Consider the following 14,337-nt stretch of genomic DNA (forward strand, 5'->3'; position numbering starts at 1 on the left):
TGCAGTAACCCCCCCCGTCGGAGCGGGTTTACCCGCGAATGCGTCGGTAAATTCAACGACGCATTCGCGGGTAAACCCGCTCCTACCCGTCAGCGGAAGCTGTACGAAACCCCCGCATATACGCCAAACCCTTCGCCCGGTGTCGAACGGGCATTGTCCTTGCCGGCGTCGTTGTAGGCCGGCGTCACGGTCGCTGCATAGCGCTGGTTGGTCAGGTTGCGCAGGTCCAGCCAGGTCTGCCAGTCCTGCTTCGGTGAGTCCCAGCCAACGCGCGCGCCGAGCAAGGCATATTCATCTGCGTGGTAGCTGTTGGCGTAGTCCACTTGCACCTTCGAGGCCATTTGCGTGTTGACCCCGGCATAGAAGCCGCTCGGCCAGTCATAGCGCAACTCGGCCTGATAGTAGTGCATGGGGATGCCGGGCAGACGGTTGTCGCCAAATGTGTCGTCATCACGGTAGTGGAAGTCGCTGAAGGTGTAGGCCTGGCGCAAGCTCAGCTTGCCAGTGCCCGCGCGTTCCCACAGGGTGCTGTCGAGGCCGGCTTCAACGCCTTGGTGCACGGTAGCGCTGGCGTTGAATTCCGAGGTGAAATTCGGCACTACCTCAACGGCCAGCAGTTCGTGGCGCACTTGCGAGTAGTACCAGGCCAGGTCCCAGCGGCCGAGCGCCGAGTCGCCACGGGCGCCCAGTTCCAGAGTGGTGGCTGTCTGGTTCTGCATCTCGATCGGCTGGATCTGCTTGCCGCCTGTGCTGGGCGCGCTCCAGATCAACGACCACGGGTGTGGCGGCTCTACCGAGCGGCTCAGGTTGCCGTACACCTGCAAGTCCGGGCGGATGTCGTAGCGCAGCCCCAGGCGGGGCGCATAGTCCCAGTCATGCATGCTCACCTTGCCGCCTTCAGCGGGGTAGGTCACGTCACTTTCGCGGCGTGTGTAGATCATGGCCAGGCCGGTGCTCAGCCACAGGTTGGGGACCAGTTCCAGGTCGTTGCCAACATGCAGCACGGTGTCCGAGCCCTGGTAGGTGAAGTCACGGGTGCGCTCGCCGAACACATCGCCATTGCGGGTAAATTGCGAAGCGCCGCTGTTGGGCAGGTGCTTGGTGGTACGCCAACCGACGGTGGTCTTGCTCTCGTGGCCGAACAGTGTGTCGCGGCGGAAATAGTTCAGCGTACCGCTGACATCGGTGTAGGCGACCTTCAGGCGCATCGGGCCCTCGCGCAGGTCCATCGGGTAGTCGTGATAGACCAGGCCGGCTTCCAGGCGCGCCTCGTCGTCGAGGTAGAAGGTGGTCTTGTTGCCCATCCAGGTGCTGCCTGGCTGCGGGCGACTGTCGTCGCGGGCCAGATAGGTCGGGTTGGCTGCACGCGGGTGGTGCTTGATCTGGTCTTTGGTCAGGCGCCCGGGCAGTTCGTTTTCAGTTTCCCGGTAGCGCAGGTAGAAGCGGGTTTCCAGGTTGGGGTTGAAGCGGTAACCGACATTGGCGGCAATGCCCTTGGCGCTGCCAGTGCTGTGCGCCTGGTAGCCGTCATATTCCGAATCGGTCAGGGCCACGTAATAGTCGAGATTGCCCAGCACCTGGCCCGAGCTGATGTGCCGGTGCTGGTAGCCGCGGCTGCCGACCTCGTAGCGCACTTGCAGTGCAGGCGCGTCGTAGCCGGTGTGGGTGACATAGTTGATGGCACCGCCCAAGGCCAGGGCGCCTTGGTCGAAGCCATTGGCGCCACGCAGCACTTCGGCACGGCTCAGCCAAAGCGGTTCGAACAATTCGTAAGGTGTGCCGCCCGGGCCGGTCAGCGGCAGGCCGTCGAACATCGTGTAGACACCGGAACCATGCGCCCCCGGCGCACGGTTGAGGCCCGAGCCGCGTATCGACAGCTTGATGCCATCGTTACCTGCCGATTGGGCGAACACCCCTGGCTGGTAGGCCAGCACGTCTTGGTTGCTGGCCACTCGGCCTTGCCCCACGCGCTGCATGTCCACCAGGTTGCTGGCTCCCGGTATTTCACGCAGGCGCTCGCCGGCTGCCGTCAGCTCGTTCTGCTCCTCATCGGTGATCAGCACCCGGCCCAGTTCGACCGCGGATGCCCCCAGGGCGGGCTGAGTGGCAGCCAGTGCCGCCAGCAGACCGAGGCAGGATGAGAGGGGTAAATCGGAACGCATTGTACGACTCCAGGCGAAAGGCGAATGGACAACGGCGTTGAGACGAGCGGAATGCGGCTGGGAGCACGCAGAAAGTCAGCAAATCGTGCGCATCCTTCGTCATACGGTCTTGTACGAAAGTTCTTTACAAACCACGGCGGTGGAGGCGGGTGGCCTGTGCTTCGTAAGGTGACTGCAGGTAGGCAGTAATGCCCCGCTCAATCACCCGTGGAGTTCAAACATGACTGACAACGCTCGACACTCGCAGCAACCCCTGGCGGACGCCCCGGTTCGCCTGACGCCACGTGAACAGCAAGTGCTGTTGTGGTGTGCTTATGGCAAGAGCTCGTGGGAGATCGGCCAGATCCTTGAATGCAAGGAGTCGACGGTGAATTTTCACGTGTCCAACATCCTGCGCAAATTTGAAGTGCCTACCCGGGTGGCCGCTGTGATCAAGGCCATTCGCTACGGCATGCTGGCCGAGCAGTAAGGGGGTAGCGCATGAGCAACGATCCACGGCTACCGCGCTTTGCCGATTGCCATGATCCGTTTTGGCCACGGGTCGACCTGGGCAGGTTGCGGGAGCACCTGCAACTGCCGCGATCTGTCAGTGAAGCTGCATTGGAAGTGGCCGCGCGTTGCGCTGCCATCGAGGCAGCACGCGAATTCGCCCGCTGGCGGTCAGTACTGCGAGAGCGGGGCTACAAGCGCCTCGAGGATGTGGCCGGTCATGATCATGGGCGGGCCTTGCGGGTGTGCTACATCCGTTTTGTCGAAGCGGCGGTCATGTATAGCCTGGGTTCAACCGCCTGTCTGCCTGTTCCGCGCGGAGGGCAAGTGCATGCCTGAGCTATCAGTTTTTGACAACCTGGCCCAGGCATTGGTGGCGTTCCTGGGTGTGGATGGCGATGTCCTGTTCGCCGCGCTGCTGGGAGCATTGTTGGTGAGTGCGGCACGCGATCGATTGATCACCAGTGAGGCCAGGCGCCTGACGCTGGCCAAGAAACTGCTGCTGCTATTCGTGACCGTGGGCGTGGGCCATTTGTTCGAGCCACTGGTTTCGTCATTGGTGCCATTGCTGACCCGGGGCATGGCGGCATTCGTGGCCGCTGTGGTGGTGATCCCCATCAGCCTCAAGGTCATGGTCTGGCTGGATACACTCGACCCGCGCGAGCTCATCCAGCGCTGGCGCCGTCGGGGTTAGCCATTGGCTGCGCCGCCGAGTTCACTCAATTGCTGTTCCAACTGCTGGATGCGCTGCTTGTCCTTGATGAACAGCAGGATGGCCTGGCGATCGCTGTGCGAGAGCGTGCGCAGCCGTTCGAGCATTTCGCACTCCCAGCCCGCATCATCTGGGACGGCGGCGTTGTGCCCGGCCTGACCCAGCAATAGCCAGTCCAGTGAGCATGCATGCTTTTTGGCAGCGTCTATGCAAAGTGAGTAAGGAATGCTTTCGCGAACCTTCCAGCTGCTCAGCGTTTGCGGGCTGACCGACAGCGCGCGTGACAACTCGGCATCAGTTTGTGCGCCAGTGAGAAGTTTAAGGCGCGTGAGCACCGCAGCAAGTCCGTGAGTACTCATAACAAATATCCATGACTGGTTTAATGATATTCCATGGGCTTAAACTACTCGTTATGAATACAGCCCTGCGTTTTAAGGAGCACTTCTGCAATGAGAACTATCAAATTGAAGAATACACCCACAGTTGCAGCCAATACTGACACACAGGCTAGCCTGGGCAATGCTAGCAGGTACTTGCCGTGAGTACTTACAAGCTGGTTTGCCCGCATTGCCATAGCCGGATGCGCATACGTACTAGCGAAGGGCGCCATATTTTCCTGCGAATCGCTTATTTGCAATGCACCACCGAGGCGTGTGGCTGGTCAGTGCGCGCCGAATTCGAAATGACCCATGAACTCTCCCCCAGCGGCATGCCCAACCCGGAAGTGTACCTGCCTTCGGCCAATGGTGATTTGCGCAAGGCCGCCTTGCCGGGGGCAGGCCAGGGCAGCCCGAGTGAGTGAGGCACCATTGGGCGCAGGTAGCAAAACGTGCAGATAAAAAAACACCCCGCCTAGGCGGGGTGTTTTCTGTTACCGGGGCTGCCGGGGTGATCAACCGATCAGTTGCAGGCCCGCTTGCTGAACCATTTCCAGCAGGGGCTGCGGGTACACACCCAGTACGAAAGCGAGAATGGCGATAGCCAGCAGCATGACGCCGCCGGTGCGCTGTTCCCACTTGAGCGGGGCGTCGTGACGACGCAGGTTCGGCTCGACCAGGTACAGGGTAACCATGACGCGCAGGTAATAGTACACGCCGATGGCGCTACCGATCACCAGCGCACCGACCAACCACCACAGGTGCGATTCGACGCCGGTGGCGATGATGTAGAACTTGCCGATGAAGCCGGCGGTCAGCGGGATACCCGCCAGCGACAGCATCATCACGGTCAGTACCGCTGTCAGGTAGGGGCGGCGCCAGAACAGGCCGCGGTACTCGTACAGGGCATCGGCGTCACGGCCGCCGTATGGCGAGGACATCAGGGTGATGACGCCGAAGGCGCCCAGGCTGGTGATCACGTAGGTGACCAGGTATACGCCCATGGCTTCCAGGGCCAGGCCTTTGCTGGCGACCAACGCGATGACCAGGTAACCGAAGTGGGCGATGGACGAGTAACCCAGCAGACGCTTGAGGTTGCTCTGGGTCAGCGCCAGCAGGTTACCAATCAGGATCGAGGCTACGGCAATCACCGCCAGTACGGTGCTGAGCACGCCGCTGCTGGCAGCAGGTGAGAGCATGAACAGGCGTACGACAACGGCGAATACTGCCACCTTGCTGGCGGTTGCCAGGAACGCGGCGACCGGCGCTGGAGCGCCTTCGTACACGTCCGGGGTCCACAGATGGAACGGTACCAGCGACAGCTTGAAGGCCAGGCCGACCAGCATCATGCCAAGGCCCAGTTGGGCCACCAGGCTTGGCATGCTGGTGGTAGCCAGGGCCTTGCCGATCTGGTCGAAGCTCAGGCTGCCAGCGTCGGCGTACAGCAGGGCCATGCCGAACAGCAGGAAAGCCGAGCCTGCGGCCGACAGCACCATGTACTTGATGCCGGCTTCCAGCGATCGCTTGTTGAAGAAGGCATACGCCACCAGGCCGTAGACCGGTACCGACAGCAGTTCCAGGCCGATGAACAGGCCGGCCAGGTGGTTGGCGCTGACCAGCACCAGCCCACCGAGAGCCGACATCAGCAGCAACAGGTACAGTTCTTCACGGTTGCCCGGGAAACCCTTGGAACCCTCGCCGAGGTAGGCGTGGGCGAGGGTGACGCAGGCCAGCGTCGCTATGAGGATGATCGCCATGTACAGGCAGGCGAACTTGTCGATGGTGATCAGCGAGGTGACCGCCAGCGGCGCGACCTTCAGCGCCGGCAGGAGCGACAGCAGGGCCAGGTTCAGGCCCACGGTGGACAGCAGGAAGGTCTGCGAGTGGTTGCGCTTCCAGGCGATCGCCAGCATCACCACCACCGTGGTGATGGTGGCGATCAGCATCGGCGCCAATGCGATGAAGTGTTGAGTGGTGAATTCCATAGCGCTCTTACCGGGCCGAAGCGAGTTGAGTGAAAGCGGATCCGAGCCACTGCTGCACACCACTCATGGTGGCGGCAGAGGTGTCGAGGAACGGCTGCGGATACACGCCCAGCAGGATCAGCAATACCGCCAGACCCAGAACCATGATCAGTTCGCGACTGTCCATGCCGGCCAGCACGGTGTCGGCCTTGGCCGGGCCGAAGTAGGCACGGTGGATCATGATCAGCGAGTAGACAGAACCGAACACCAGGCCAGTGGTGGCGATCACGGTGATCCACGGTACGTGCACGAAGCTGCCGATCAGGATCAGGAACTCGCCGACGAAGTTGCCGGTGCCTGGCAGGCCCAGCGATGCCGCTGCGAAGAACAGGCTGATGGCCGGCAGGTAGGCGATGCGGTGCCACAGGCCACCCATCTGACGCATGTCACGGGTGTGCAGGCGCTCGTACAGTTGGCCGGACAGGATGAACAGCGCCGCAGCCGACAGGCCGTGGGCCAGCATCTGGATCACCGCACCTTGCAGGGCTTGTTGGCTGCCGGAGTAGATACCGATCAGCACGAAGCCCATGTGCGAGACGCTGGAGAAGGCGATCAGGCGCTTGATGTCGGTTTGTGCGAAGGCCAGGAAGGCACCGTAGAAGATACCGATCAGGCCCAGGGTCATGGCGATCGGCGCGAACTCGGCCGAGGCGTTCGGGAACAGCGGCAGGGCGAAGCGCAGCAGGCCGTAGGCTGCAGTCTTCAGCAAGATACCCGCCAGGTCCACCGAGCCTGCGGTCGGTGCCTGGGCGTGAGCGTCAGGCAGCCAGGAGTGGAACGGCACCACCGGCAGCTTCACCGCGAAGGCGATGAAGAAGCCCAGCATCAGCACGTACTCGACACCGGGTGGCAGCTCGGCCTTGAGCAGGTCGCTGTAGTTGAAGGTGAGCACGCCAGTGGTGTTGTAGTTGACCAGCACCAGGCCCAGGATCGCCACCAGCATGATCAGGCCGCTGGCCTGGGTGAAGATGAAGAACTTGGTCGCCGCGTAGATCCGGGTCTTCTTGCCGTCTGCCGAGCTGTGACCCCAGAGCGCGATGAGGAAGTACATCGGCACCAGCATCATTTCCCAGAAGAAGAAGAACAGGAACAGGTCCAGGGCCAGGAACACACCGACCACGCCGCCGAGGATCCACATCAGGTTGAGGTGGAAGAAGCCGACGTGGCGCTGGATCTCTTTCCAGGAACACAGTACCGACAGCACACCGAGCAGGCCGGTGAGCAGGATCATCAGCAGCGACAGACCGTCAAGGGCCAGGTGGATGCTGATGCCGAAGCGCTGGATCCACTGGAGCTTGTATTCCAGGGCCCAGGCCGGTTCGGCGCCCGGGGCTGGAGCGAGGGTGTAGTCACCGGTACCCCACAGCCACAGGCCGATGCCAAGCAGCAGGGACATGGTCAGCAGCGCGATCCAGCGCGGCAGGGTGGCGCCGAAGCGCTCACCCAGCCAGCACAGGAAGCCGCCGATGAAGGGGATCAGGATCAGCCAAGGCAAAATCATGACGGGTTGGTTTCCTTTGGCAAAGTCGCAAGATTCATAGTCATACCGCAGCCACTACCACGGCACCGAGCACCAGCACGGCACCCACGGCGATAGAGGCGGTGTACCAGCGCAGTTGGCCAGTCTCGGTCTTGCTCATGGCCACGTGGCCGCCACGCGCCATCCGAGGAATCAGGCCGATGGTGCGGTCAACCGGGTCCTTGCGCAGGATGTGGCTGATCAGCAGGTACGGTTTGACGAAAAGCTTGTCGTAGATCCAGTCGAAGCCCCAGGCAGCGAACCACCAGGCCGACAGGACGCGACCGATGCCACTGTTGGCTACGGCGCTGACGAAGTGGCGCTTGCCCAGGAACAGCAGGGCGGCCAGCAGGATACCGGCGATGGCGATGGCACCCGAGGTGATCTCCAGCGCGTGCTTGGCTTCGCCACCGGCATGGCCGGCGCTTTCCGGCAGCACGCCGGCCAGCGGCGGGGTGATCCAGGCGCCGACGAAGGTCGACAGCACGATCAGCACGCCCAGCGGCAGCCAGTGGCTGATACCGTGGCCAGCGTGGGCTTCGGTCTTGGCTTCGCCGTGGAAGGCGATGAAGATCAGACGGAAGGTGTACAGCGAGGTCATGAACGCGCCTACCAGGCCGGCGTACAGCAGGCCGGTGTTGCCGCTGGCGAAGGCTTCCCAGAGGATCTCGTCCTTGGAGTAGAAGCCTACGGTCACGATCGGCAGGGCCGCCAGTGCCGCGCCACCGACCACGAAGCTGGCGTAGGCCAGCGGCAGTTTCTTCCACAGGCCGCCCATCTTGAAGATGTTCTGCTCGTGGTGGCAGGCAACGATCACCGCGCCGGAGGCAAGGAACAGCAGTGCCTTGAAGAAGGCGTGGGTCATCAGGTGGAAGATCGCCGCGTCCCAGGCACCCACGCCCAGGGCCAGGAACATGTAGCCGATCTGGCTCATGGTCGAGTAGGCGAGGATACGCTTGATGTCGGTCTGAACCAGCGCGGCGAAGCCGGCCAGTACCAGGGTCACGCCACCGACTACACCTACCAGGTGCAGGATGTCTGGCGCCAGCAGGAACAGGCCGTTGGTACGGGCGATCAGGTATACGCCCGCGGTCACCATGGTTGCGGCGTGGATCAGTGCCGAAACCGGGGTCGGGCCCGCCATCGCGTCGGCCAGCCAGGTCTGCAGTGGCAGCTGCGCCGATTTACCCACTGCACCACCCAGCAGCATCAGCGTCGCCAGCACCATCCAGGTGTCGCCAGCCTGGAACTTCTGCGGCGCCAGTACCAGCAGTTCCTGCACGTTCAGGGTGCCCAGCTGGGCGAACAGGATGAACAGGCCGATGGCCATAAACACGTCGCCGATGCGGGTGACGATGAATGCCTTGAGTGCCGCGTTACCGTTGTTGCGGTTGCTGTAGTAGAAACCGATCAACAGGTACGAGCACAGGCCCACGCCTTCCCAGCCGAAGTAGATGAACAGCAGGTTATCGCCGAGGATCAGGAACAGCATGCTGGCGATGAACAGGTTGGTGTACGAGAAGAAGCGCGAGTAGCCGGCTTCGCCACGCATGTACCAGGACGCGAACAGGTGGATCAGGAAGCCGACACCGGTCACCACGCCGAGCATGGTGACCGACAGGCCGTCCAGGTACAGGGTGAAGTTCGGCGCGAAGCCGTCCACCGACATCCATTGCCACAGCAGTTGGCTGTACGCGCCGCCTTCAGGCGGGGCGACATTGAACTGCCAGATGACGTAGGCGGCCGTGGCGGCCGACAGGCCTACCGAACCGACGCCGATCAGGGCGGACAGGTTCTCCGAGAACCGTCCGCGCGAGAACGACAGCAGCAGGAAGCCGATGAGGGGAAAGACGAAAGTCAGGAAGAGAAGGTTCATCCGCGCATCTCACTGGCAGCATCGATGTCGAGAGTGTGGAAGCGGCGATACAGCTGCAGCAGGATGGCCAGGCCAATGCTGGCCTCGGCGGCTGCCAGGCTGATCACCAGAATGAACATCACCTGGCCGTCGGGCTGGACCCAACGGGCACCGGCGACGACGAACGCCAGGGCAGAGGCGTTCATCATGACTTCCAGGCTCATGAGCACGAAGAGGATGTTGCGGCGGACCATCAGGCCAACCAGACCTAAGCAGAACAGGATGCCGGCGACCGCCAGACCATGCTCGAGAGGGATAGCACCCATGATTTACTCCTTCGCCTCGTTGCGGCCCAGGTGGAAGGCGGTGACGGCCGCAGCCAGCAGCAGCATCGACGCCAGTTCGACCACCAGCAGGTAAGGGCCGAAGAGGCTGATGCCCACTGCTTTCGGGCCCACGGTGGTACCGCTGATGCCTGCGCCGCTCGGGGTGACGAACAGGACGTACAGCAGCTCCAGCAGCAGCAGGGTGCCGAGGATCACAGGCCCTGCCCAGATACCGGGCTTGAGCCATCCCCGTTCCTGGGCGACCGAAGCCGGCCCGAGGTTGAGCATCATCACCACGAACACGAACAGCACCATGATGGCGCCGGCGTAGGCGATCACTTCCAGGGCGCCGGCAAACGGCGCACCCAGGGCGAAGAAGATCATGGCCACGGAAATCAGCGAAATGATCAGGTAAAGCAAGGCGTGCACGGGGTTGGTGCCAGTTACCACCCGAAGGGTGGAGACCACGGCGATCCCGGATGCGAAGTAGAAAGCGAATTCCATCTTTCTGTCCTTATGGGAGCAAGCTCTTCACGTTGATCGGCTCGGCTTCGTTCTGTGCAGAGCCCTTCGGCTTGCCAGCGATTGCCATACCCGCAACACGGTAGAAGTTGTAGTCAGGGTTCTTGCCGGGGCCGGAGATCAGCAGATCTTCTTTCTCGTACACCAGATCCTGACGCTTGAACTCGGCCATTTCGAAATCCGGAGTCAGCTGGATCGCGGTGGTCGGGCACGCTTCTTCACACAGGCCGCAGAAAATGCAACGCGAGAAGTTGATGCGGAAGAATTCCGGGTACCAGCGGCCGTCCTCTGTCTCGGCCTTCTGCAGCGAAATGCAGCCAACCGGGCAGGCCACCGCGCAGAGGTTGCACGCTACGCAGCGCTCCTCGCCATCGGGGTCGCGGGTGAGGACGATGCGGCCGCGGTAGCGCGGCGGCAGGTACACGGGTTCTTCGGGGTACTGCAGGGTGTCGCGCTTGCGGAACCCGTGGGAGAACACCATTGCCAGGCTGCGCAGCTGGGTGCCGGTGCCCTTAACGATGTCGCCGATATACTTGAACATGGGTCAAATCCTCACTGGGCCGCGACGGCTGGCGTGTTGTAGAGCACGATCGCAGCGGTCACCAGCAAATTGATCAGGGTCAGCGGCAGGCAGAACTTCCAGCTGAAGTCCATCACCTGGTCATAGCGTGGGCGCGGGATCGAGGCGCGCAGCAGGATGAACAGCATGATGAAGAACGCGGTCTTCAGTGCGAACCACAGGAACGACAGTTGCGGCAGGATGCCGAACGGACCGTGCCAGCCGCCGAAGAACAGGGTTACCAGCAGCGCCGAGATGAGGATGATGCCGATGTACTCACCGACGAAGAACATGCCCCACTTCATGCCGGCATACTCGATGTGGTAGCCGTCGGCCAGTTCCTGTTCTGCTTCCGGCTGGTCGAACGGGTGACGGTGAGTCACGGCGACGCCAGCGATGAAGAAGGTGCAGAAGCCGAAGAACTGCGGAATGATGAACCACAGGTTCTGCGCCTGGTACTCAACGATGTCGCGCATGTTGAACGAGCCCACCTGCACCACCACGCCCATCAGCGCCAGGCCCAGGAACACTTCGTACGACACGGTCTGTGCCGAAGCACGCAAGCTGCCCAGCAGGGCGTACTTGTTGTTCGACGACCAGCCGGCGAACAACACCGCGTAGACCGACAGACCGGCCATGGCGAAGAAGAACAGCAGGCCGATGTTCAGGTCGGCAACGCCCCAGGTCGGGGTGATCGGGATGACCACAAAGGCGATCAGCAGGGCGCTCATGGCCACTACCGGTGCCAGGGTGAAGATCATGCGGTCGACGAAGGGCGGGTTCCAGTCTTCCTTGAAGAACATCTTCAGCATGTCGGCAGCGATCTGGAACATGCCGAACGGGCCGACGCGGTTCGGACCGTAACGGTCCTGCCACCAGCCCAGCAGGCGCCGCTCGACGAAGCTGAGCAGCGCGCCGCAGACCACCACCGCCAGCAGGACCACGATGGCCCGCAGCACGGTCAGGATCACATCGATCACTTCGGGGGTGAACCAGCTCATTGTGCTGCCTCCTGCAGACCTTCGACGGATGCACCGAAGATGGCAGGCGGAATGCCAGCCAGGCCTTTCGGCAACGCGACCAGGCCAGCGCCCAGCTCTTCATTGATACGCAGCGGCAGGCGCAGGGCCACACCGGCAACGTTCAGGCTCAGCAGGGCGCCTTCGTTGACGCCCAGGCGGTCGGCTTCGGACTTGGCCAGGGCCACGTAGGCAGCCGGGATGCGCTCTTGAACCGGAGCGGCGCGCGAGGAGCTTTCTTCGCTGCCGAACAGGTGGAAGAACGGCACGGCAGTCCAGGTGCCACGGGCCGGGTTGAAGGCCCCCGGAATGGTGTTGAACCAGTTCAGGCGGTCGCCTTGCGACTCGATCAGGCGTACGCCTGGATCACCGGCACGCAGGTGGCCACCGACCTCGTCCTGGAACTTGTTCCAGGCTTGTGGGGAGTTCCAGCCCGGCGACCAGGCGAACGGCACCTGCTGGCGCGGTTCGGCCGAACCCGAGTAGCCTTCCATGGAGAAGGCGAACGCGGTGTCCTTGTCTTGCGGCGTGCGCGGCTCGTGCACACTGATGTTGGCGCGCATGGCAGTACGGCCGGAGTAACGCAGCGGCTCTCGTGCCAGTTTCATGCCCTTGATGCGGAACGCGGCGCTTGGCGCGGCGTTGACGATGCCGGCCAGTTGCGGGGCGGCTTCGGCGCAGGCGCTGGTGACATGGTCCAGCTGGGTCCAGTCAACCGGCTTGTTCAGCAAGGTGGCACGCAGGGCGTGCATCCAGCGCCAGCCTTCGTGGATCTGGATGCTGCTGTCCAGGTACTGCGGGTCGAACACCTGGAAGAAGCGCTGGGCACGGCCTTCCTGGCTGACCAGGGTGCCGTCGCCCTCGGCGAACGAGGCAGCCGGCAGCACCAGGTGGGCGCGGTCGACGGTGGCAGTTTTGGAGTGGTCGGCAACGATCACCACCTTGGCTGCAGCCAGGGCTGCGTCGACCTTGGCGGCCGGTACGCGGGCGTAGAGGTCGTTTTCCAGCACGACGATGGCGTCGGCTTTGCCGCTGATGACCGCGTCCAGGGCGGCATCGACCGACTCGCCACCGAGCATGGCCAGGCCGAGGCTGTTGGCCTCAGGCACCACCAGGCTCAGCGAGCCGTTCTTCTCGCGCAGCTTCAGGGCCTTGGCGATGTTAGCGGCGGCTTCGATCAGCGCTGGATCGGCCAGCGACGTACCGGCAACGACCAGTGGGCGCTTGGCGGCGACCAGGGCGTCGGCGATGCGCTGGGCCAGGGCCTTGGCTTCGGCGTCCAGGCCGGCGACGGCAGGGGCGCTCGGGTCGATGGCGTGGGCCACGGCGAAACCGATGCGGGCCAGGTCGGCCGGCGCAGCGTGTACGCATTCTTCGGCGACGTCGTCCAGCTTGGTTTCAGCCAGGGACGCGATGAACAGTGGGTACAGCGCGTGCTGGCCAATGTTCTTCACAGCAGCGTCGAGCCAAGGCTGCACTTTCATCGCTTCGGCCATGGCCTCGGCCTTGCCTTTGGTGGCCTGGCGTACGGCCAGGGCAACGCGGGCAGCGGTCTGGGTCAGGTCTTCACCGAGCACGAACACGGCGTCGTGGTCTTCGATGTCGCGCAGGGTCGGTACTGGCAGCGGGCTGTTGTTCAGCACGTTCAGTGCCAGGCGTACGCGGGCCAGTTCGCCCGCTTCCATGCCCGAGTAGAAATACTCGGCGCCGACCAGTTCACGCAGGCCGTAGTTGCTTTCGAGGCTGGCGCGTGGCGAGCCGATACCGACGATGGTACGGCCGCGCAGCAGGTCGGCGGCCTTGTCCAGGGCGGCGTCCAGGCCCAGCTTGGTGCCGTCGGCCAGTTGTGGCTGGCGCGGGCGGTCCTTGCGGTTGACGTAGCCGTAGCCGAAGCGGCCGCGGTCGCACAGGAAGTACTGGTTGACCGAACCGTTGAAGCGGTTTTCGATACGGCGCAGTTCGCCGTAGCGCTCACCCGGGCTGATGTTGCAACCGCTGGAGCAGCCGTGGCAGATGCTTGGGGCGAACTGCATGTCCCACTTGCGGTTGTAGCGCTCGGAGTGGGTCTTGTCGGTGAATACGCCGGTCGGGCAGACCTCGGTCAGGTTGCCGGAGAACTCGCTTTCCAGCACGCCGTCTTCGACGCGGCCGAAGTACACGTTGTCGTGGGCGCCGTATACGCCCAGGTCGGTACCACCGGCGTAGTCCTTGTAGTAGCGCACGCAGCGGTAGCAGGCGATGCAGCGGTTCATCTCATGGGCGATGAACGGGCCGAGGTCCTGGTTCTGGTGGGTACGCTTGGTGAAACGGTAACGGCGCTCGTTGTGGCCGGTCATTACCGTCATGTCCTGCAGGTGGCAGTGACCGCCTTCCTCGCACACCGGGCAGTCGTGCGGGTGGTTGGTCATCAGCCATTCGACGACGCTGGCGCGGAACGCCTTCGACTCTTCGTCGTCGATGGAGATCCAGGTGCCGTCGGAAGCAGGGGTCATGCAGGACATGACGATACGACCACGGGTGTCGTTCTCGTCGGTGTACTGCTTGACTGCGCACTGCCGGCAGGCACCAACGCTACCAAGCGCCGGGTGCCAGCAGAAATAAGGGATGTCGAGGCCGAGCGACAGACATGCCTGTAACAGGTTGTCTGCACCGTTGACTTCGAGCGCTTTGCCGTCTACGTGGATAGTGGCCATTGTTCAAAGTTCTTCGTTGGCCCGCGTGAGCGGGCGTGGCTAATGGAAATCGGTGAGCTTGCGACACGCCTCGATTGCTC

At 62.9% G+C, this 14,337-nt stretch carries 14 protein-coding genes; 4 read left to right on the forward strand and 10 right to left on the reverse strand.

The genetic code is table 11. The annotated features are described in order from the left end of the window. Positions 1-89 precede the first annotated feature (89 nt). Positions 90-2,162 (reverse strand): TonB-dependent receptor family protein, encoded by a 2,073-nt coding sequence (locus ACYCCG_RS24770; RefSeq protein WP_209967162.1) that lies wholly within the window; start codon positions 2,160-2,162, stop codon positions 90-92. A gap of 220 nt (positions 2,163-2,382) precedes the next feature. Between ACYCCG_RS24770 and ACYCCG_RS24775 the strand changes: the two genes are divergently transcribed. The 3 genes from ACYCCG_RS24775 to ACYCCG_RS24785 are packed head-to-tail and all read left to right on the forward strand — an operon-like array spanning position 2,383 to position 3,345. Continuing rightward, a complete protein-coding gene (locus ACYCCG_RS24775; RefSeq protein WP_003251454.1) occupies positions 2,383-2,631 on the forward strand; it encodes a helix-turn-helix domain-containing protein in 249 nt (82 codons plus the stop codon). Positions 2,632-2,642: 11 nt separating this feature from the next. Then, the gene (locus tag ACYCCG_RS24780; RefSeq protein ID WP_060489089.1) at positions 2,643-2,990 is read left to right on the forward strand and encodes a head completion/stabilization protein; all 348 of its coding nucleotides are present in this window, start codon (positions 2,643-2,645) and stop codon (positions 2,988-2,990) included. Further along, the gene (locus ACYCCG_RS24785; protein ID WP_010954908.1) at positions 2,983-3,345 is read left to right on the forward strand and encodes a hypothetical protein; all 363 of its coding nucleotides are present in this window, start codon (positions 2,983-2,985) and stop codon (positions 3,343-3,345) included. Before ACYCCG_RS24780 ends, ACYCCG_RS24785 begins: the two co-directional genes overlap by 8 nt. On the opposite strand, the gene ACYCCG_RS24790 is transcribed toward ACYCCG_RS24785, so the two are convergent. Then, positions 3,342-3,722: a helix-turn-helix domain-containing protein gene (locus tag ACYCCG_RS24790; protein ID WP_176682209.1), complete on the reverse strand. Its 381-nt coding sequence runs from the start codon at positions 3,720-3,722 to the stop codon at positions 3,342-3,344. The genes ACYCCG_RS24785 and ACYCCG_RS24790 overlap by 4 nt on opposite strands. 179 nt (positions 3,723-3,901) lie before the next feature. On the opposite strand from ACYCCG_RS24790, the gene ACYCCG_RS24795 reads away from it, so the two are divergent. Continuing rightward, on the forward strand, positions 3,902-4,165 hold the full coding sequence (locus ACYCCG_RS24795; RefSeq protein ID WP_010954906.1) for an Ogr/Delta-like zinc finger protein: 264 nt from the start codon (positions 3,902-3,904) through the stop codon (positions 4,163-4,165). A gap of 90 nt (positions 4,166-4,255) precedes the next feature. On the opposite strand, the gene nuoN is transcribed toward ACYCCG_RS24795, so the two are convergent. Genes nuoN through nuoG form a run of 8 tightly spaced genes read right to left on the reverse strand, consistent with a single transcriptional unit; the run spans position 4,256 to position 14,257 of the window. Then, positions 4,256-5,725, reverse strand: coding sequence for an NADH-quinone oxidoreductase subunit NuoN (gene nuoN, locus ACYCCG_RS24800; protein ID WP_459672102.1), 1,470 nt, complete (start codon positions 5,723-5,725; stop codon positions 4,256-4,258). Between the two features lie 7 nt (positions 5,726-5,732). Beyond that, the gene (gene nuoM, locus ACYCCG_RS24805) at positions 5,733-7,265 is read right to left on the reverse strand and encodes an NADH-quinone oxidoreductase subunit M (protein WP_459672104.1); all 1,533 of its coding nucleotides are present in this window, start codon (positions 7,263-7,265) and stop codon (positions 5,733-5,735) included. Between the two features lie 40 nt (positions 7,266-7,305). Next, the gene (nuoL, locus tag ACYCCG_RS24810) at positions 7,306-9,159 is read right to left on the reverse strand and encodes an NADH-quinone oxidoreductase subunit L (protein WP_176682212.1); all 1,854 of its coding nucleotides are present in this window, start codon (positions 9,157-9,159) and stop codon (positions 7,306-7,308) included. After that, the gene (gene nuoK / locus ACYCCG_RS24815) at positions 9,156-9,464 is read right to left on the reverse strand and encodes an NADH-quinone oxidoreductase subunit NuoK (protein ID WP_003251446.1); all 309 of its coding nucleotides are present in this window, start codon (positions 9,462-9,464) and stop codon (positions 9,156-9,158) included. Before nuoK ends, nuoL begins: the two co-directional genes overlap by 4 nt. A gap of 3 nt (positions 9,465-9,467) precedes the next feature. After that, complete coding sequence (nuoJ, locus tag ACYCCG_RS24820; protein ID WP_176682213.1) at positions 9,468-9,968, reverse strand: NADH-quinone oxidoreductase subunit J; 501 nt, start codon at positions 9,966-9,968, stop codon at positions 9,468-9,470. Between the two features lie 10 nt (positions 9,969-9,978). Beyond that, positions 9,979-10,527 carry an NADH-quinone oxidoreductase subunit NuoI gene (nuoI, locus tag ACYCCG_RS24825; RefSeq protein ID WP_003251442.1) on the reverse strand — a complete coding sequence of 183 codons (549 nt, stop codon included), beginning with the start codon at positions 10,525-10,527 and terminating at the stop codon, positions 9,979-9,981. A gap of 11 nt (positions 10,528-10,538) precedes the next feature. After that, positions 10,539-11,546 (reverse strand): NADH-quinone oxidoreductase subunit NuoH, encoded by a 1,008-nt coding sequence (gene nuoH / locus ACYCCG_RS24830; RefSeq protein WP_051098956.1) that lies wholly within the window; start codon positions 11,544-11,546, stop codon positions 10,539-10,541. Next, positions 11,543-14,257: an NADH-quinone oxidoreductase subunit NuoG gene (gene nuoG, locus ACYCCG_RS24835; protein WP_459672109.1), complete on the reverse strand. Its 2,715-nt coding sequence runs from the start codon at positions 14,255-14,257 to the stop codon at positions 11,543-11,545. The genes nuoH and nuoG overlap by 4 nt, the downstream gene beginning before the upstream one ends. Positions 14,258-14,337 lie beyond the last annotated feature (80 nt).

This window comes from Pseudomonas sp. VEM90 (assembly GCF_054611535.1).